Origin of the sequence: Flavobacterium cryoconiti (genome assembly GCF_048158645.1) — a bacterium.
Lineage (GTDB): Bacteria > Bacteroidota > Bacteroidia > Flavobacteriales > Flavobacteriaceae > Flavobacterium > Flavobacterium cryoconiti.
In genome coordinates this window covers 62188-80409 of sequence record NZ_JBLNKW010000009.1, presented here as the reverse complement: position 1 = coordinate 80409, position 18222 = coordinate 62188, and the positions used below count along the sequence as shown (strand labels likewise).

The window sequence follows — 18222 nt, the reverse complement described above, 5'->3', positions numbered from 1 at the left end:
TTTATCGATATAGTCTTAAAATTATATTAAAATTTCAGTGCGATCCATTAAAATTATTTTGCTGAAACGAATTAAAAACAAAAGAGTGTTTCAATATAAGGTGACAATTTGACATTTTATAAGATTTGGCAGTACTTTTGCAATCCAAAGAAAAGAATAAAAAATGAAGTTTAAGAATTTTTTTAAAAACACAAGTAATATGACTACTGAAAATACAGAAATCGATCAAGAAATAGATGACCTAACATTAGAACAAAATGCGAATGGTGAGCAGCTTATTGTTGAAGAATTAGGTGTTGAAGAACAATTAACTCAAGACTTAGCCAAAGAGAAAGATAAGTATTTACGATTATTTGCTGAATTTGAAAATTACAAACGAAGAACTACTAAAGAGCGTATCGAGTTGTTTAAAACAGCAAATCAAGAAGTTTTACTTGCTATGTTGCCTGTTTTAGATGATTTTGACAGAGCTATTGTGGAAATAAGCAAATCTGAAGATGAACTATTATTAAAAGGAGTAGAGCTTATCCATGAAAAATTAAAAAACACATTAGTTTCTAAAGGATTAGAACAAGTTGAGGTTAAAGCTGGAGATGCTTTTGATGCAGATTTTGCTGAAGCAATAACTCAAATTCCTGCACCATCAGACAAAATGAAAGGTAAAATTGTTGATGTTCTTGAAAAAGGATATAAATTGGGAGATAAGATCATTCGTTTTCCAAAAGTTGTTATAGGGCAGTAGTAGAGACGCGATTTATCGCGTCTTATCATTAGAGAGACGCGATAAATCGCATCTGTACGTTATAAAAAAATAAAAATGAAAAAAGATTTTTACGAAATATTAGGCATTTCAAAGAATGCTGATGCTGCCGAAATTAAAAAAGGATATAGAAAACAAGCAATAGCACATCATCCTGACAAAAATCCTGGAGACAAATCGGCAGAAGAAAAATTTAAATTAGCAGCCGAGGCATACGAAATACTAAGTGATCCTCAGAAAAAAGCGAAATACGATCAATACGGTCATCAAGCTTTTGATGGTTCAGGCGGTTTTGGCGGAGGTGGTCACGGCGGAATGAATATGGATGACATTTTCAGTCAGTTTGGTGATATTTTCGGAGGTGGCTTTGGTGGTTTCGGAGGCGGTGGAGGCGGCGGAGTTCGTCGTTCTAAAGGAAGCAACCTTCGTATCAAAGTAAAATTGACATTGGAAGAAATTGCCAATGGTGTCGAGAAAAAAGTAAAAGTAAAACGTAAGGTTCAAGCGCCTGGAGTTAGCTATAAAACATGTTCTACCTGTAACGGTCAAGGGCAGGTGATGCGAGTGACTAATACAATCTTGGGTAGAATGCAATCAGCGTCTACGTGTCCTACTTGTAATGGTTCAGGTCAAATTTTAGACAAAAAACCAGCAAATGCGGATTCACAAGGAATGATTCTTGAAGATGAAACGGTTTCAATAAAAATACCTGCAGGTGTAGTTGATGGAATGCAATTAAAAGTTTCCAATAAAGGAAATGATGCTCCGGGAAATAGTATTCCTGGTGATTTAATTGTTGCAATCGAAGAAATCGAGCATGAATTTTTGAAACGTGAAGGGGAGAATTTACATTATGACTTATACATCAGTTTTGCTGAAGCAGTATTAGGAATTTCTAAAGATATTGAAGCCATAAACGGAAAAGTAAGAATTAAACTGGAAGAAGGAATTCAATCAGGGAAAATTTTGAGATTAAAAGGAAAAGGAATTCCGAGTTTAAACGGATATGGTAACGGAGATTTACTGGTACATGTAAATGTTTGGACACCAAAAACGTTAAACAAGGATCAAAAACAATTTTTCGAAAAAAATCTTACGGATGAAAATTTTATTCCAAGTCCGGAAAAATCAGACAAATCATTTTTCGAGAAAGTAAAAGATATGTTTTCATAATAAAAAACGGTAGAGACGCGATTCATCGCGTCTAAACTTTTTATAATAAAACGTGTTTAGATGTCGTTTATCGAGTCTAATCTTTAAAAACACATTCCCCCATCCTTGTTAAAATAAGGATGGGTTTTTTATGTAACAATTCTAAGTATTTCGGTACTAATTATTTACTTTTACACCAATTAAAAATGTAGCATGAGTAATATACTTGAAGTTAATAAAGTCGTCAAGCAATATGGTGATTATGTGGCGCTTAACGAGGTTTCATTAACTGTTCCAAAAGGAAGTATCTATGGGCTTTTAGGTCCAAACGGCGCAGGAAAAACATCTCTTATCCGAATAATAAATCAAATTACATTACCTGATAGTGGCAAAATTATTTTGGACGGTGAAAAACTGCAACCCAAACATGTTCAATATATAGGGTATTTACCCGAAGAAAGAGGATTGTACAACACCATGAAAGTGGGGGAACAATGTTTGTATTTGGCTCAAATGAAAGGACTTTCTAAAGCTGAAGCCAAGAAACAACTCGAATATTGGTTTGACAGATTGGAAATTCAAGGGTGGTGGAACAAGAAAATTCAGGAACTCTCTAAAGGAATGGCACAGAAAATTCAGTTTGTGGTGTGTGTGTTGCACAAACCAAAACTGTTAATTTTTGATGAGCCGTTTTCGGGTTTTGATCCCGTAAATGCCAATATTATCAAAGACGAAATTCTGGCGTTGAGAGAAGAAGGAGCTACCATAATTTTCTCGACACACCGCATGGAAAGTGTAGAAGAATTATGTGATCATATTGCCCTGATTCATAAATCGAATAAATTGATTGAGGGAAAATTGGATGATGTCAAGAGACAATTTAAAACCAATAGTTTTGAAGTGGGTATTTTATCGGATAATGTCGAAGGTTTGATGTATGCTATTACACAAAAATTCACTGTTGGACCGGCTAATTTTAAATCGCTCAACAACGAATTAAAACTGGAAATTCAACTAGGAAACGCCACGCCTAACGAATTATTGAATATCCTTACACAACGTGGACAAGTAACGCACTTTGTAGAAAAAATACCAAGTGTAAATGATATTTTTATACAAACAGTAACACAATAGATTGTTAGAGCTCTTAGATTTTTAGACTTTTTTGTAATCTTCTAATCTAAATTGTTCTAAAAAATCTAAGTAATCTAAAAACCTAAGCAGTCTAAAAAATGAGCATCATTTCATTAATCATAAAAAGAGAATTTATTGCCAAAGTGCGCAATAAATCTTTTATTGTTATGACTTTTCTAAGTCCTTTACTATTTGTGGGAATAGCGGCATTTGTGGGTTATTTAAGTTCCATGAAAGCGGATACCAAACGAATCGCCATTCACGATGAATCGGGTTTGTTTGCTAAGGAATTCACTTCGCAAAACGCTAAGAAAGGGGAATATAAATACCTCGATTTGTCTCAAATAGATTTAAAATTTCTGAAAGACAGCATCACAAACGAAAACTACGAAGGATTGCTATACATTCCAAATGAGAGCAATTCGAAAGATTTCGAAAATAAAATTCAATTTATTTCTAACGAGAGTCCTAGTATTTCATTCATTGAAAGTGTCCAAGATGTAATTGCAAAGAAGTTGACCAAAACCAATTTAGAAAAAGCACATCTCGATACATTAGCGATAAAAAATGCTGAATCTAAAGTCAATATAAGCTTAACAAAAGCATCGGGCGAAGAAAGTGTAAAAGGACTTAACGAAATAAAAATCGGTATTGGTGGTGCTTTTGGATATCTCATTATGATGTTCATTATCATCTACGGTAACATGGTAATGCGAAGCGTTATCGAGGAAAAAACGAATCGAATTGTCGAGATTATCATTTCCTCAGTAAAACCATTTCAATTGATGATGGGGAAAATTGTTGGGACTGCATTAGCAGGATTATTGCAATTCATTATTTGGGCAGTAATCGGATTATCCTTAATGTTTGCTGCGTCAATATTTTTTGGTGTAAATGTAGGACCAACCGCTAGAATTTCACCCGAATTAATGCATACTGCCCAACAAGAATTTGCCGGAACAGCCCAAATGTATATCAAGGAATTATGGAATTTACCAATTGCAAGTATCTTGATTGGATTTGTAATTTATTTTATTGGGGGGTATTTTCTGTATAGTTCATTTTACGCAGCAATTGGGGCGGCAGTAGATAATCAAACCGATTCGCAACAGTTTCTTTTGCCTATCATTATGCCATTAATGCTGAGCGTTTACATCGGATTTTTTACGGTTATAAACGATCCGCATGGGACAATAGCAGTTGTTTTTTCCATGATTCCGCTTACTTCTCCAATCGTTATGCTGATGCGAATTCCGTTTGGCGTACCTTGGTGGCAAATCGTAATATCAATAACATTATTATTCGGGACATTCTTTTCAGTGGTTTGGTTTGCCGCCAAAATATACCGAGTAGGAATACTCATGTACGGCAAAAAACCAACATGGAACGAATTATACCGATGGTTGAAATATTAATAACTTGGTTTGTTTCCGCTTCCGTTAAAATTTAATTAATTTATGGAGCTATTTCCCGCTTTCCGTTGTAATCTTTTTATTTTTAAAGAAAAAATAAAAAGGATTTCCACTTTAATCGGGGCTAAAAAAATAAAAATATGTCAAAAATACTAATCATAGAAGACGAGGCCGCTATTCGAAGAGTACTCACAAAAATACTCTCCGAAGAAAACGACACCTATCAGGTGGAAGAAGCCGAAGACGGTGCTGCAGGTTTTGAAAAAATAAAAAACAACGATTACGATTTGGTTTTGTGCGACATCAAAATGCCAAAAATGGACGGTGTCGAAGTGTTGGAAGCAGTCAAAAAAATCAAACCCGAAATTCCTATGGTTATGATTTCCGGTCACGGCGATATGGAAACGGCTATCAATACGATGCGTTTGGGAGCATTTGATTACATCTCAAAACCGCCAGATTTAAACCGTTTGTTGAATACGGTTCGAAATGCTTTAGACAAAAAACAACTCGTAGTTGAAAATAAAATTCTGAAGAAAAAGGTCAGTAAAAACTACGAAATGATTGGCGAAAGCGACGCCATCAATCATATTAAAGTGATGATTGATAAGGTTGCTCAAACCGAAGCACGAGTTTTAATTACGGGACCAAACGGAACCGGAAAAGAATTGGTCGCGCATCAATTACATGAAAGAAGTGAAAGAGCCAATTTTCCTTTAATTGAAGTGAATTGTGCTGCTATTCCATCTGAATTGATAGAAAGTGAATTATTCGGTCACGTAAAAGGAGCGTTTACCTCGGCAGTAAAGGACCGCGCAGGAAAATTTGAAGCCGCTGATAAGGGAACTATTTTCTTAGATGAAATTGGTGATATGAGTCTTTCGGCGCAAGCCAAAGTATTGCGTGCTTTACAGGAAAGCATGATTACCAGAGTGGGAGCAGATAAAGATATTAAAGTCGACGTTCGTGTTGTTGCGGCAACCAATAAAGATTTGAAAAAAGAAATTGCTGAAGGACGTTTCCGTGAGGATTTGTACCATCGTTTGGCTGTTATTTTGATAAAAGTGCCATCATTGAACGACAGACGCGAAGATATCCCGATGTTGATTTCGCATTTTGCAGATAAAATTGCTTCAGAGCAAGGAAATGCCATAAAAAAGTTTTCAAAAGAAGCGATTCATTTGTTGCAAGAATACGATTGGACAGGAAATATCCGTGAACTACGAAATGTAGTGGAACGCTTGATTATTCTTGGCGGAAGCGAAATTTCCGAGAATGATGTGAAGTTATTTGCATCGAAATAAAATTAATTTAATGATTTTAAAATGTAATGATTTAAAGATTTGGCAATAGCTTTAATCTTTTAATTTTTCAATTTTTAATCTTTCAATCATAAGAAATGAAACTAAAAAAAATAAACGAAGAGTTACAACAAGCCTTAATTGAAAACGGTTTGACCGAGGCCAATACAATGCAAAAAGAAACATTTTCGACAATGAAAAGTGGTTCGGATTGTATTATTATTGCACCAAAAGGAAGCGGGAAATCGACAACAATTGTGCTAAATGTAATTCAGAGATTGGCAGGCGCAACCGAAGAATCACCAAGAGCTTTGATTATTGTCGAAGATAAAGCCAAAGTGTTGGAAATGGAATCGCTTTTTGAAAAATACGGAAAGAATTCTAATTTAGAAGTCTATGGTGTTCATGATAAAGGAGATATGGAATATGATAAAAATTATATTTCTAGCGGAATTGATGTGTTGATTGGGACTCCAAATAAGTTAAGTGAAATGTTTACCACCGCCGGTTATAATGTAAACCGATTGAAAATGTTTATCCTTGATGATGCAGATCCGATTTTGAAATTGCGTCATGAAACTAAAATCATGCGCATTTCGAATAGCATTGTCAGAACCCAACGTATTATTTTCTCGGAACAATTCACAGAACGAATAGAAGTCCTTGCTGAAAAAATGCTAGTCGAGCCTTTTGAATTTGATTTTGATGGTGACGAAGAGGATGAAGACGAGGACGAAGAAGCAGATGAAGATTTTGAGGAGGAAGAAGATTTCGAACCTGAAGCAGGAGATGACTTCGAGGAGCAAGAAGGTGATGAAGAAAATGGTAATAAATAATTAAATAAAGAAAAAGATGGGATTAATGAAAGTGTTTTCGGGAAGTGAAATTTTAGCTTTAGCGTTGCAAGAGAGAATTGAAGCAATAGGAGTAGATACCGTTTTAAAAAATAACATACAATCTGCTCGATTAGGCGGTTTTGGAAATTCAGATTTAGCGGTGGAATTGTTCGTTCAGGAAACGGAGTTTGCAAAAGTAAATCCAGTTATTGAAGAATTCAGAATGAGTATTTAAACATATTCACAATAAAAAATAGAATGAAATATAAAATGTTAGTTTTGGACATGGATGACACTTTGTTAACCGATGACCATATGATTTCAAACGAGAATGCAGCAATGTTGTCTAAGGCACAGGAATTGGGAGTTTATGTTATTTTGGCGTCTGGAAGACCAACACCTGCAATGATTGCTTACGCCAAAGAATTGAAATTGGATAATTCTTATATGATATCGTATAACGGAGCTGTAATTACTGATTTAAAAGAAGATAAAATCATTTTTGAGCAAACGTTAACCCAAGAACAAATCCATGAATTGTATGATTACAGTTTAAAAAGTAAGACCCATATTATTACGTACCTTGATGGGAAAATTGTGAGTGAAACGGATTCTGAATATATTGATATTGAAAAAAATATCACCGGTTTAGAACACAATAAAGTTGCAAGTTTTAAAAATGAGGTTAAATCGGCAGCCATAAAATGTATTTTATTGGAAGAGCCAAGTTATCTAAAAGAAGTTGAAAAAGACTTGAGAGCAGCCATGCCACATCTTAGTGTATGTATGTCAAAACCGTTCTTTCTGGAAGTAGCCCAAAACGGGATTGATAAAGGTGCCAGCATCAAATTTTTAGCCGAAAGATTGAATATTCATCAAAGTGAAATCATAGCCGTTGGAAACGCAGGAAATGATTTGACGATGATCCAATATGCCGGATTGGGTGTTTGGGTAGATAATGTAGATCCTGAATTGAGAGATAAAGGAGATGTGATTGTAGCCTCAAATAATGATCACGGAGTTGCTGAGGTTGTAAGACGATTTATTCTGAATTAATTTTTTTGTTTTTTAGGAGGTTTACAACTTTTACAAAAATCAGGATATTCTTGTATTCTTTTAAGTACATCTGTTCGAATTTCTAAAAGTTTTTTATCATTTTGACCAAGGTCAGTTATTTTTGAAGCAATAGCATGTTCCTCTGTATATTGTTTTTCAATCGTATTATAGATAATCTGTAAAAAACTAACGTCAGAAAAAGTGCCTTTTTGGTCGTAAATTTCTTTTCGCAATTTTCGGGCATAGAGTTCGGACAAATCAAATTCGTATTGTGCAAAATTTAATAAATATTGTGCTGTATTATTATCAGTTGCAATAATGGATGCGGCATCACGCTTAAATGTAGAATTTACTTTAGAATTAAAATTCTTGGTGAACATAAACTCAATATTGCTCATTTGGAACGCAAAATCGAGACTTGAAGCGGTATTAATGCTATTGATTTTTACATTTCCAATTTGAGTAGCACTAGATTGAAAATCGGAAAGTTGTAGTTGGTATTTTCCGTCCCATTCAATGTTGTTTTGAGCATTTATTTGAACCGTAATTAAAAGGAATATAATTATTATAATTATTTTTTTCATTTTTTAGAGTATAATTATTTGCGTACAATATGCTAATATATAGAAAATTATTGATTTCATTTTCCAGAATATTGTTCGTAAATTTGCGCACTTAAATTTTTTGACAACGATTTCATTAGTTTAAGACAAATTATGGAAAATAGAAAAAAAGTTGCTTTTTATACACTTGGTTGTAAACTGAATTTTTCAGAAACTTCTACAATTGCCCGTAATCTTGAAGATGAGGGTTTTGATCGGGTAGATTTTGAGGAAGTGGCTGATATGTATGTGATTAATACCTGTTCGGTTACTGAAAATGCAGATAAGCAGTTCAAGCAAGTGGTGCGGAAAGCAATGAAATTGAATGATAAAGCATTTGTCGCGGCGGTAGGTTGTTATGCACAATTGAAACCGGAAGAATTAGCCAGTGTAGATGGAGTAGATTTAGTTCTTGGTGCAACTGAAAAATTTAAATTGGCCGATTATATTAATGATTTGTCCAAAAATGATTTTGGAGAAGTACATTCCTGCGAAATTGCCGAAGCTGATTTTTACGTGGGAAGTTATTCGATAGGAGACAGAACGCGTGCTTTCTTGAAAGTACAGGATGGCTGTGATTATAAATGTACGTATTGTACTATTCCATTAGCAAGAGGAATTTCGAGAAGTGATGAATTGGAAAATGTATTGAAAAATGCATCTGAAATTTCGAAACAAAATATCAAAGAAATTGTTCTTACCGGAGTCAATATTGGGGATTACGGGAAAGGGGAATTTGGAAATAAGAAACACGAACATACTTTCTTAGAATTAGTTCAGGAATTAGATAAAGTGGAAGGAATCGAAAGATTGCGAATTTCCTCTATTGAACCGAATTTATTGAAAAATGAAACGATAGAATTTGTGTCGAAAAGCAGGACTTTTGTACCGCATTTTCATATTCCGTTGCAATCTGGAAGTAATGATATTTTAAAGTTGATGAAACGTCGTTACCAACGCGAGGTATATACTGAAAGGGTAAATAAGATTCGTGAAGTTATGCCACATGCCTGTATTGGTGTGGATGTGATTGTAGGTTTTCCTGGTGAAACTGACGAACATTTCTTGGAAACGTATCATTTCTTGAATGATATGGATATTTCTTATTTGCATGTTTTCACCTATTCAGAACGGGATAATACAGAGGCGGCAGCAATGGAAGGTGTTGTTCCTGGAAATGTTCGGGCAAAACGCAGCAAAATGATGCGTGGATTATCCGTTAAAAAACGCCGTGCTTTTTATGAAAGTCAATTGGGAACCAATAGAACTGTTTTGTTCGAAAGTGAAAATAAAGAAGGGTACATTCACGGGTTTACCGAAAACTACGTGAAAGTAAAAACACCTTGGAATCCAGAATTAGTCAATACCTTACATGAAATCAATTTGACAAAAATTGATGAAGACGGAAGTGTGCGAATGGATTTTGTAACTGTTTTAGTTTAGACAGATGTCAAGATTTCTATAAATAATAAAACCCCTTTTCCGAGGGGTTTTTGTTGTTTTAAAATGAAAAAAATTAAGGATTCGTAGACCAAATACTACTGTTTTTAATGAAAACGCGTCGGTTTAATTTGAGTTGCGCGATGATTAATTCGGCCATGTCTTCCGCTTGCATGACTTTATCAGGATTGCCATCGGTCAAATTTAATTCTTTGGCCATGCCAGTGGCAACAGTGCTTGGCGTTAATGCCGTCACACGAATATTATGTTTGCGAACTTCTTGCATCAACGATTCAGTCAATCCTAAAACTGCAAATTTAGAAGCGCTGTATGCACTCGTCAAAGCATTACCGCTTAATCCTGCTGTTGAAGAAATATTGATGATGTCGCCTGTTTGTCTCTCAATCATATTTGGTAAAACGGCGCGGGTCACATAATACGTTCCCATCAGGTTAACCTGAATAATGCGTTCCCAATCAGTTGGTTCCAATTCTAAGAATTTCCCAAAAGCAGCAATTCCCGCATTGTTGATTAAGATATCAATTGTTCCAAATTCAGCCAATGCTTTTTCAACTGCACTATTTACCGAATTAATATCAGCAACATCAGCGGTTATTGCCAGTGCTTTTACTCTTAAAGAACGTACTTTTGCCGCTACACTGTCTATTTCTTCCTGTGTTCTCGCAACCAAAATAATATTTACACCTTCTTTGGCTAAGGCCAAAGCGATTGCTTTTCCAATTCCTTTTCCAGCTCCTGTAATCAGGGCATTTTTATTTTTTAAGTCAGTCATTTATTAATTATTTTATGCCAATAAAAGGCTTATTTTATTGTAAAAGTACTTCGTTTTAAATTTGAAATCTATTTTGGTTTTCTATTTAATCTAAATTTAACGTTGTGTTTTTTGGCTGAAAGAAAGATTTTGGATCTAATTGATTTTTTACTTTAAATCTAAAGTCAATTTGTAAATATCCGTTTCCAAAGCTTCGGTGTCTTTGTCTTCACAAAGCAGGAACTCTATTTTTTCTTTTGAATGCGTAAATAAAGTTAATCCTTCGAATTTGTGGGTTTCGGAAACCTTTTGGGTAAACGCAACTTCGAAAGTTTCTAATGATAAAGCGCCTATGAAACTTCCCAATACTTCTCCATCGTCATATGTTGAGGTCGTATTTTCGACTGCTGCCAAGAAATAGATTTTATCTTCCACGAGAATGGCATCGGTAAAGGTAGCTTCGATGTTTTGGATTTTTGGCAAAGGGATTGGGAAAAAGTGAATGTCATTTCCTTCTTTGTCTAAAATAAAAATACCGTTTTTAGATTGTGCTCCATTGCCTCGTTGAAACAAATGCCATTTTTCGTTGTGAAATAAAGCGCCTTCTATGTTTAAATCATCATCCGAGATTGAAGCAGTTTGTTTTAGTTTTTCATAAATAGGAGACAAATCTTTTTCTTCTATTGCTGCAGAAGTAAGATCGTAACTGATGCGTTTGTTTCTGTTGGGCGTGGAACCGGAACCAAAAAGATGGAATTTATTTCCTTTTTGGGTTATGGATTCAAAATCGAATTTGTCTTTTTTAGGAATGTTTTCCTGACTGTTTTCGAAGAGCTTTATTTTATGGAGTTCTTTTTCTTTGATGTTGTATTCATAAAGAAAAGAGCTGTTGTCAGAGATTATATACAAGGAATCATCCTTGTGAATGAGTCCTGACGCAGAACCAATGCCGCTGATTTGAAATAGTAATTCGAGTGTGAATTTTTCCATGAAGTTTATTTTGAAAACGGACGACCTAGCCCTGATGGAAGCGGTATCCTTTTCCTTTTTTTTTCTTTTAAAAAGGAAAAGATACAAGTGTACAGCAGGAAAAAGCTCCTTAATATTTCTTATATTTGAGATGTAAAGATAAAATATTTCTTATGAAGTCTATAAATCCCGACGATTTTAAAGTGATTGACAAAATTGATTTGTCAAGTATTCCTACGAACCTATTTAATGGAAATAGTGATGATGATAAAGAAGAGAAACTGGATAAGGTGCAAGTGAAATTGAGTGAAATACAAGATGTGATGTATGCACACAATCGCTATGGCGTTTTGGTTTGTCTGCAAGGCATGGATACTTCGGGGAAGGATAGTATGATTCGGGAAGTTTTTAAGGAATTTAACTCTCGTGGGGTGGTAGTGCATAGTTTTAAAACGCCAAATTCAAGCGAGTTAGAACATGATTATTTGTGGAGACATTATTTGGTTTTACCAGAAAAAGGCAAGTTTACGGTTTTTAACAGATCACATTATGAAAATGTTTTGGTCACCAGAGTGCATCCTGAATATATTATGAATGAAAATTTACCGGGTATTGAAACGGTAGATGATATTACACCTAAATTTTGGGAAAATAGAATGCAGCAAATTAATAATTTTGAGAAACACATTACTCAAAACGGAACTATTATGCTGAAATTCTTTTTGCACATGAGTAAAGAAGAACAAAGACAACGCTTGTTGCGCCGACTGGAAGAACAAAAACACAACTGGAAATTCTCAACGGGTGATTTGAAAGAAAGAGAACGTTGGGATGATTATATGCATTATTACGAAGAAGCGATTAATAAAACTTCTACTGATTATGCGCCTTGGTACGTTATTCCTGCCGATGATAAAGAAATGGCTCGTTATATTGTAGCCAAAATTATTTGGGAAGAAATGCAAAAACATACCGATATTAAAGAACCTGAAATGGATGAAAAAATAAGGGGAAATATCGAAATGTATAAAGAAATGTTGAAGAAAGAGAAATAGTTTTAATGGTTTTTTCGTGAAAGTTATTTCAAGTTTATCATTGTATTACTTTACTGTTAGGATGTAAATTTATTGTTTTTTAGAGTTGGAAAGCTGAGTGAACTCTTGGCTTTTTGTTAATATTCAGTTCATTTGAAGTTAAAATTCAGTGCATTTCTTTGCCTTGAATTTAAAACTATCGACCAAGATGAAAAGAATTATTTTACCAATGTTATTTTTAGCTTCATTAATCTCTTGTGAGAATGATGCTAAATCTTCGAATGAAACTACAGATGTAGTTTTAGCTAACCAATCTGTAACTCCAGTATTATTGAAAAAGCAAGCAGGTTTTGAAAGCTTGGAACTTTTTTCACTCATCACTTCAGATGATGTTTTGGCAGGTAGTCCAAATTATGTTTTTGGTGGTTCAGCTGACGGATCAGGATTGTTGAAAAATTCAGATGGAACTTTTACTTTTTTAGTAAATCAAGAAGATAATTTTTCGGTTTCCAGAATTACTTTGGACAAAACATTCAAACCTACAAAAGGAGAATATTTGTTGAATTCTAATGGAGGAACTTGGAGATTGTGTGGTGCTACTATGGCAACTGTTGCTGAACATGGTTTTGGACCACTTTATTTAACGTGTGGTGAGTCAGGTGAAGAATCTCGTACTCATGCTTTAAATCCTTATGGAGATGTTGGGGCAGCATCAGTTTCTAAAGAATTATCTGGTTTAGGAAGATTAAGTGCAGAGAATGCTTTGCCTTTAAGAAAGACTGCTTTTGCAGGAAAAACTGTTGTTGTAATAGGTGATGATGATTCTGGAACTTATGGAGGTCAAATATTCATGTATGTATCCAATACGGTTGGTGATTTAGCAAATGGTTCTTTGTATATGATGAAAAGAACAGATGACAATCAAAGAGAAAAAGACATGGTTACAGGGCAAACTTATCCTGTTTCATTTGTAAAAATCGAAAATCATACTACAATGACTGGAGCCCAAATTAACGCATCAGTTAATACGTTAAAAGCGATAAAATTTGGTAGAGTAGAAGACTTAGATTATAGAAAAGGAGGCGATGCAGCTGATCGTGAAATTTATTTTAATGCTACAGGACAAAATACTACTGGAACCAATGCGGATGCTTCAAGAACCAAATACGGTAGAGTTTACAAGTTAAATTTAGACGCTGCAAATCCGTTAACGGGAACTTTACAAGTAGTCCTTGATGGCGACGATCGCACAGGAATTGCGGGAAAATTCCAAAATCCAGATAACATTTGCGTAACTAAAAACTATGTTTATGTTGAGGAAGATGCTAATGGATATGGAGATGAAACGCATGATGGTTACATTTATCAATACAATATTGCAACTAAACAATTGAAAGTTGTTGTAGAGTTAGATCACCGTCGTGATGCAACAGATGCTGCAAAGTATAATGTAGGCGGAACAAGTAAATTTGGTGATTGGGAATATGGAGCATTAATTGATGTGTCAGAACAAGTAGGAATTGACGATACTTTTTTATTGAGTGTTCAACCACATACTTGGAGAGGAACAAAATATAAAGGAGTTGATGGAGGTACAAATCGTCCAAATGAAGATCAAGCCAGCCAAATTGTAATCATCAAAGGACTTGCCAGATAATTGATTATCTAAATTAAATAGTTACAAAAATCCACGGTTTCTTATTAGGAATCGTGGTTTTTGCTTTTCTCCTCATTTTTAAAATTTCTTATGAAAAATTTCTTTTTTCTTTTACCATTGATGCTCCTCTTTTCTTGTGAAAACCAACCGAAGCACGAAAAAATAAATGATTTGTTTCAATCGGATATTCAGGATCTAATTCAAAATGTTGCCCACTTGGAACTCTTGGTGAAATCAGATTCGATTTCGACACAAATTCAAAAACAATTTCTGGAAGTACATCAAAGCTATAAGAAAGTAGAAATGATAAGTGAATATTATTTTCCTGTTGTTTCTAAAGCGATTAATGGACCAGCACTAGATGAATTTGAAGAAGATGAAGGGAAAACTGTTCCTCCGGAAGGATTTCAGGTAATTGAAGAGTTTCTTTTCCCTAAGTATGACCATAGATCAAAAGAGGAACTTTTAAAAGAAATAGGGATTCTTTCTGCCAATTTAAAAAGATTAGACAAAGTTTCGCAAACCAATGAATTGACGGATTCCCATGTTTTTGATGCGATGCGTTTAGAGGTTTTTAGGATGATTACTTTGGGAATTACCGGATTTGATTCTCCAATTGCCCAAAACTCCATTCCTGAAGCAGTATCATCATTAGAAAGTATCGAAAAGTATTATCAAATTTATGTGGATAATTCAAATGACTCGACTTCTAAATCAGTTTTAAAAACAATTGAAGAAGGGAAAGAATATTTGAAAAAGAATGTCAAGTTTAATGAATTTGACCGAGCTGTTTTTATTCGAAAATTTTTAAATCCGTTAAGTAAAGGGTTATATAAAACTCAAATGGATTTGAAAATTCCTTTGATTAAAGAAACGAGAGGATTAAAAACAACTGCCCAAACGCTTTTTGATAAAAACGCTTTTGATGCCGAAGCTTTTTCAGCATTCCCAGATTATGAAACTACTCCAGAAAAAATCGAGTTAGGAAAATTATTATTCAATGATCCTATTTTGTCCGGAAATAATTCTCGTTCCTGTGCTTCCTGCCATCATGCTGACAAAGCTTTTACTGATGGATTAGAAAAGGCAGTTTCGTTAGATGGACAATCGTTGGTTAAAAGAAATACGCCAACGCTGTCTAATATTGCTTTTCAACGTGTTTTCTTTTCTGATTCCAGAGTCAATTATCTGGAAGACCAAGCTGTAGCTGTAATTACAAATGAAAATGAAATGCACGGTTCTTTGAAAAAGTCAGTTTTGGCTTTAAAAAAGGATGCGAGTTATGTTACTAAATTCAAAAAAGCATTTCCAAAAACAGCAATAGATGAATTTGCAATAAAAAATGCATTGGCTTCTTATATCAGGTCTTTGAGTAATTATGATTCAAAATTTGATGAATACATGCAGGGAAATGAAAGGTTTGATTTGGATGAAATTGCTGGATTTAATTTATTTGCCGGAAAGGCGAAATGTGCTACTTGCCATTTTATTCCACTAACTAACGGAACAGTACCACCGAGTTTTGTAAAATCCGAAAGTGAAGTATTAGGCGTTCCTGATGCAACAAAAAAAATGGATGCTGATTTAGGGAAATTCGAATTAACAAAAGCTGAAATTAACAGGAATTCTTTCAAGACGCCTACTTTAAGGAATGTTGCGTTAACAGCTCCTTATATGCACAACGGTGTTTTTAAAACTTTGGAAAAAGTGATTGATTTTTACAATGAAGGTGGCGGGAACGGATTGGGATTTAATTTACCAAATCAAACTTTACCTGAGGATAAACTGAATTTAACTGACTTGGAAAAAAAACAACTCATTGCCTTTATGAAGACTCTAACGGATAAAAAGTTTTATAAATAGAAAATGCCCTGAAATTCAGGGCATTTTTTTTAAAGACTATATGTTTTATAGTTCAAAACCATAAGCTAAACGAACCCCTACTTGTCCAACACCTTTTCCTATAGAACCGTTGTTGTTCACTTTTGCAAAGTCAGAATAGTGCTCATAATGCAATGATACATCAATGTATTTTGAAGCATAACCAATACTTGGAGATAATAATAAAGACGTTTTGTTGTAACCATTACTTACTGCAAAAGCAGCACCAGCTTCTCCCATTACATAAAATTGATCATTCCATACGAAAGCTTTAAAACCTGCTTTAGCTGGAATAAATCCTAAATCATTACCGTCTGCTTTACTTACAAATAAGTTACTGTAACCAGTTGTCAAAGTTAAAGAGTATCTTTTTGACAAATCGTATTGAACTCTTGCATCAGCTCCTAGTGCTAATTTGTATGGATCACTAACGGAGTATCCTGCATTTACACCAAATCCTAAACGGAATCCTTGATCGTAATTTGTTGCTTCTTTTGTTGCTTCTTTTGTTGCTTCTTTTGTTTCTTGTGCTTGTACATTGCTAGCAAACATCATTGCTATTGCGAATACAAATAACATTTTGATTTTTCCTGTGCTTTTCATAATTGTAATTTTTTTATTAATATTTTTTTTGGTGTTGTCTTGATTTTTATTTGATTCAAAACAACGTTACAAATGTAGAACCCCATATTGCTTGGGATGTTATAGAATTAACGGGTTTTGTTATAGAATTCCTTGTTATGTGTAAATAATAACTAATCGAGAGACTTTATATTTGTAATTGTATCGATACAATTGAAACCTTCTAATTATCTTTGCCAACAAAAAATTAGAAAGTGAATTTATCGCAATATACCAAAGAGTTTTCTTATAATATCAGATTAGCTTATCCTGTAATTTTAGGAATGCTCGGTCATACATTAATAGGTATTGTGGATAATTTTATGGTGGGTAATCTTGGTTCCACTGAGTTGGCTGCTGTTTCTTTGGGTAATAGTTTTATCTTCATTGCATTGTCTTTAGGAATAGGTTTTTCTACAGCCATAACCCCATTGACTGCTGAGGCTGATGCCGAAAAAGATGATAAAAAAATCCGAACTACTTTTCACCATGGATTATTGCTGTGTACCGTTTTAGGAGTAGCGTTATTCATTTTGACGGTATTGTCTAAACAAATAATGTACTTGATGCACCAACCAAAAGCAGTAGCCGATATGGCTGCGCCTTATATCGATTGGGTAGCTTTTTCTTTGATTCCGGTTATAATGTATCAAGGATACAAACAATTTGCAGATGGTTTAGCGAAAACAAAATATTCGATGTATGCTATTTTTATGGCAAATGTGGTGCATGTATTTTTTAATTATGTGTTGATTTATGGATTTTGGATTTTTCCAAAATTAGGAATTCTAGGTGCAGCCTTAGGAACGGTAATTTCAAGAATTATGATGGTGGTTTTTATGCATTATCTGATGAAAAGAAATGAGGCATTGAAACGTTATTTCAAGAATTTTAGTTTCAAAGAAATACGAAAATCAGTTTTGAAAAAAATCATCAATCTGGGTTTGCCTTCAGCAATGCAAATGCTCTTTGAAGTCACTTTATTTACTGCGGCAATATGGCTTTCTGGTTCTTTGGGAAAAAATAGTCAGGCTGCCAATCAAATAGCACTGACTCTTGCGTCATCAACATTTATGGTAGCCATGGGTTTGAGTGTTACCGCGATGATTAGAGTGAGTCATACCAAAGGAATGAACGATTATAAAAATTTAATAATTGTTGCCCGCTCTATTTTTTTATTAGCGATTATGCTGGAAACACTTTTCGGGATTATTTTTGTTGTTTTTCATAATTTTTTGCCACACTTATTTTTGAATACGACTGATTCAGCACAAGTTTTGGACAACCAGGAAATAATAATTATAACAGCAAAATTACTTTTGGTAGCTGCAGTTTTTCAAATTTCAGATGGTATTCAAGTAGTGGTTTTGGGTGCTTTAAGAGGTTTGCAAGATGTGAAAATCCCTATGTATATTACGTTTGTTGCGTATTGGGTTATCGGTTTTCCAATTTCTTATTATCTAGGAAAATATACTTCTTTGCAAGCAGTAGGAATCTGGATTGGGCTTTTGGCGGGATTAACAGCTGCCGCTTTATTTTTGTATATTCGCTTTGCGAGATTAACAAGAAAATTAGTTTTAAAGAATCATAAATAA

General features: G+C 34.3%; 17 protein-coding genes. 13 read left to right on the top strand and 4 right to left on the bottom strand.

What is annotated here, in order from left to right; genetic code table 11:
• Positions 1–163: 163 nt before the first annotated feature.
• From ACM55H_RS13635 to ACM55H_RS13600, 8 genes are all read left to right on the top strand, one after another.
• The gene (locus tag ACM55H_RS13635; RefSeq protein ID WP_416837017.1) at positions 164–742 is read left to right on the top strand and encodes a nucleotide exchange factor GrpE; all 579 of its coding nucleotides are present in this window, start codon (positions 164–166) and stop codon (positions 740–742) included.
• A 75-nt stretch (positions 743–817) separates the two neighbouring features.
• Positions 818–1933: a molecular chaperone DnaJ gene (gene dnaJ / locus ACM55H_RS13630; RefSeq protein ID WP_416837016.1), complete on the top strand. Its 1116-nt coding sequence runs from the start codon at positions 818–820 to the stop codon at positions 1931–1933.
• A 192-nt stretch (positions 1934–2125) separates the two neighbouring features.
• A complete protein-coding gene (locus ACM55H_RS13625) occupies positions 2126–3046 on the top strand; it encodes an ABC transporter ATP-binding protein (protein ID WP_416837015.1) in 921 nt (306 codons plus the stop codon).
• A 98-nt stretch (positions 3047–3144) separates the two neighbouring features.
• A complete protein-coding gene (locus tag ACM55H_RS13620; protein ID WP_416837014.1) occupies positions 3145–4461 on the top strand; it encodes an ABC transporter permease in 1317 nt (438 codons plus the stop codon).
• Positions 4462–4598: 137 nt separating this feature from the next.
• Positions 4599–5762, top strand: coding sequence for a sigma-54-dependent transcriptional regulator (locus ACM55H_RS13615; RefSeq protein WP_416837013.1), 1164 nt, complete (start codon positions 4599–4601; stop codon positions 5760–5762).
• A gap of 95 nt (positions 5763–5857) precedes the next feature.
• On the top strand, positions 5858–6595 hold the full coding sequence (locus ACM55H_RS13610) for a DEAD/DEAH box helicase (protein ID WP_416837012.1): 738 nt from the start codon (positions 5858–5860) through the stop codon (positions 6593–6595).
• A 16-nt stretch (positions 6596–6611) separates the two neighbouring features.
• Entirely contained in the window at positions 6612–6830 is a 219-nt protein-coding gene (locus ACM55H_RS13605; RefSeq protein ID WP_039110017.1) for a DUF2007 domain-containing protein, read from the top strand.
• 23 nt (positions 6831–6853) lie between these two features.
• Positions 6854–7651 (top strand): Cof-type HAD-IIB family hydrolase, encoded by a 798-nt coding sequence (locus ACM55H_RS13600; protein ID WP_416837011.1) that lies wholly within the window; start codon positions 6854–6856, stop codon positions 7649–7651.
• Here ACM55H_RS13600 and ACM55H_RS13595 read toward each other — a convergent pair.
• Complete coding sequence (locus ACM55H_RS13595; protein WP_416837010.1) at positions 7648–8235, bottom strand: hypothetical protein; 588 nt, start codon at positions 8233–8235, stop codon at positions 7648–7650. The two genes, ACM55H_RS13600 and ACM55H_RS13595, sit on opposite strands and share 4 nt — an antisense overlap.
• Before the next feature lie 132 nt (positions 8236–8367).
• On the opposite strand from ACM55H_RS13595, the gene mtaB reads away from it, so the two are divergent.
• Complete coding sequence (gene mtaB, locus ACM55H_RS13590) at positions 8368–9696, top strand: tRNA (N(6)-L-threonylcarbamoyladenosine(37)-C(2))-methylthiotransferase MtaB (protein ID WP_416837009.1); 1329 nt, start codon at positions 8368–8370, stop codon at positions 9694–9696.
• 73 nt (positions 9697–9769) lie between these two features.
• On the opposite strand, the gene ACM55H_RS13585 is transcribed toward mtaB, so the two are convergent.
• On the bottom strand, positions 9770–10486 hold the full coding sequence (locus ACM55H_RS13585; RefSeq protein WP_416837008.1) for a 3-ketoacyl-ACP reductase: 717 nt from the start codon (positions 10484–10486) through the stop codon (positions 9770–9772).
• A 147-nt stretch (positions 10487–10633) separates the two neighbouring features.
• The gene (locus ACM55H_RS13580; protein ID WP_416837007.1) at positions 10634–11455 is read right to left on the bottom strand and encodes a DUF6929 family protein; all 822 of its coding nucleotides are present in this window, start codon (positions 11453–11455) and stop codon (positions 10634–10636) included.
• 152 nt (positions 11456–11607) lie between these two features.
• Here ACM55H_RS13580 and ACM55H_RS13575 point away from each other — a divergent pair, with 152 nt between their 5' ends.
• The 3 genes from ACM55H_RS13575 to ACM55H_RS13565 all read left to right on the top strand — a co-directional run bounded on the left by ACM55H_RS13575 (position 11608) and on the right by ACM55H_RS13565 (position 15988).
• The gene (locus ACM55H_RS13575; RefSeq protein WP_416837006.1) at positions 11608–12489 is read left to right on the top strand and encodes a PPK2 family polyphosphate kinase; all 882 of its coding nucleotides are present in this window, start codon (positions 11608–11610) and stop codon (positions 12487–12489) included.
• A gap of 187 nt (positions 12490–12676) precedes the next feature.
• On the top strand, positions 12677–14125 hold the full coding sequence (locus ACM55H_RS13570) for a PhoX family protein (protein WP_416837004.1): 1449 nt from the start codon (positions 12677–12679) through the stop codon (positions 14123–14125).
• Between the two features lie 90 nt (positions 14126–14215).
• Complete coding sequence (locus ACM55H_RS13565; RefSeq protein WP_416837002.1) at positions 14216–15988, top strand: cytochrome-c peroxidase; 1773 nt, start codon at positions 14216–14218, stop codon at positions 15986–15988.
• A gap of 45 nt (positions 15989–16033) precedes the next feature.
• On the opposite strand, the gene ACM55H_RS13560 is transcribed toward ACM55H_RS13565, so the two are convergent.
• A complete protein-coding gene (locus tag ACM55H_RS13560; RefSeq protein ID WP_416837001.1) occupies positions 16034–16609 on the bottom strand; it encodes a hypothetical protein in 576 nt (191 codons plus the stop codon).
• A 233-nt stretch (positions 16610–16842) separates the two neighbouring features.
• Between ACM55H_RS13560 and ACM55H_RS13555 the strand changes: the two genes are divergently transcribed.
• Positions 16843–18222, top strand: coding sequence for an MATE family efflux transporter (locus ACM55H_RS13555; protein ID WP_416837000.1), 1380 nt, complete (start codon positions 16843–16845; stop codon positions 18220–18222).

Bases quoted from the DNA above. Each gene is read 5' to 3' on its own strand.
- ACM55H_RS13570 (WP_416837004.1), top strand. From the start codon at position 12,677: ATGAAAAGAATTATTTTACCAATGTTATTTTTAGCTTCATTAATCTCT.
- ACM55H_RS13610 (WP_416837012.1), top strand. From the start codon at position 5,858: ATGAAACTAAAAAAAATAAACGAAGAGTTACAACAAGCCTTAATTGAA.
- ACM55H_RS13625 (WP_416837015.1), top strand. From the start codon at position 2,126: ATGAGTAATATACTTGAAGTTAATAAAGTCGTCAAGCAATATGGTGAT.
- ACM55H_RS13635 (WP_416837017.1), top strand. From the start codon at position 164: ATGAAGTTTAAGAATTTTTTTAAAAACACAAGTAATATGACTACTGAA.
- ACM55H_RS13560 (WP_416837001.1), bottom strand. From the start codon at position 16,609: ATGAAAAGCACAGGAAAAATCAAAATGTTATTTGTATTCGCAATAGCA.
- ACM55H_RS13620 (WP_416837014.1), top strand. From the start codon at position 3,145: ATGAGCATCATTTCATTAATCATAAAAAGAGAATTTATTGCCAAAGTG.
- ACM55H_RS13575 (WP_416837006.1), top strand. From the start codon at position 11,608: ATGAAGTCTATAAATCCCGACGATTTTAAAGTGATTGACAAAATTGAT.
- ACM55H_RS13615 (WP_416837013.1), top strand. From the start codon at position 4,599: ATGTCAAAAATACTAATCATAGAAGACGAGGCCGCTATTCGAAGAGTA.
- mtaB (WP_416837009.1), top strand. From the start codon at position 8,368: ATGGAAAATAGAAAAAAAGTTGCTTTTTATACACTTGGTTGTAAACTG.
- ACM55H_RS13585 (WP_416837008.1), bottom strand. From the start codon at position 10,486: ATGACTGACTTAAAAAATAAAAATGCCCTGATTACAGGAGCTGGAAAA.
- ACM55H_RS13565 (WP_416837002.1), top strand. From the start codon at position 14,216: ATGAAAAATTTCTTTTTTCTTTTACCATTGATGCTCCTCTTTTCTTGT.
- ACM55H_RS13580 (WP_416837007.1), bottom strand. From the start codon at position 11,455: ATGGAAAAATTCACACTCGAATTACTATTTCAAATCAGCGGCATTGGT.
- dnaJ (WP_416837016.1), top strand. From the start codon at position 818: ATGAAAAAAGATTTTTACGAAATATTAGGCATTTCAAAGAATGCTGAT.
- ACM55H_RS13605 (WP_039110017.1), top strand. From the start codon at position 6,612: ATGGGATTAATGAAAGTGTTTTCGGGAAGTGAAATTTTAGCTTTAGCG.
- ACM55H_RS13600 (WP_416837011.1), top strand. From the start codon at position 6,854: ATGAAATATAAAATGTTAGTTTTGGACATGGATGACACTTTGTTAACC.
- ACM55H_RS13595 (WP_416837010.1), bottom strand. From the start codon at position 8,235: ATGAAAAAAATAATTATAATAATTATATTCCTTTTAATTACGGTTCAA.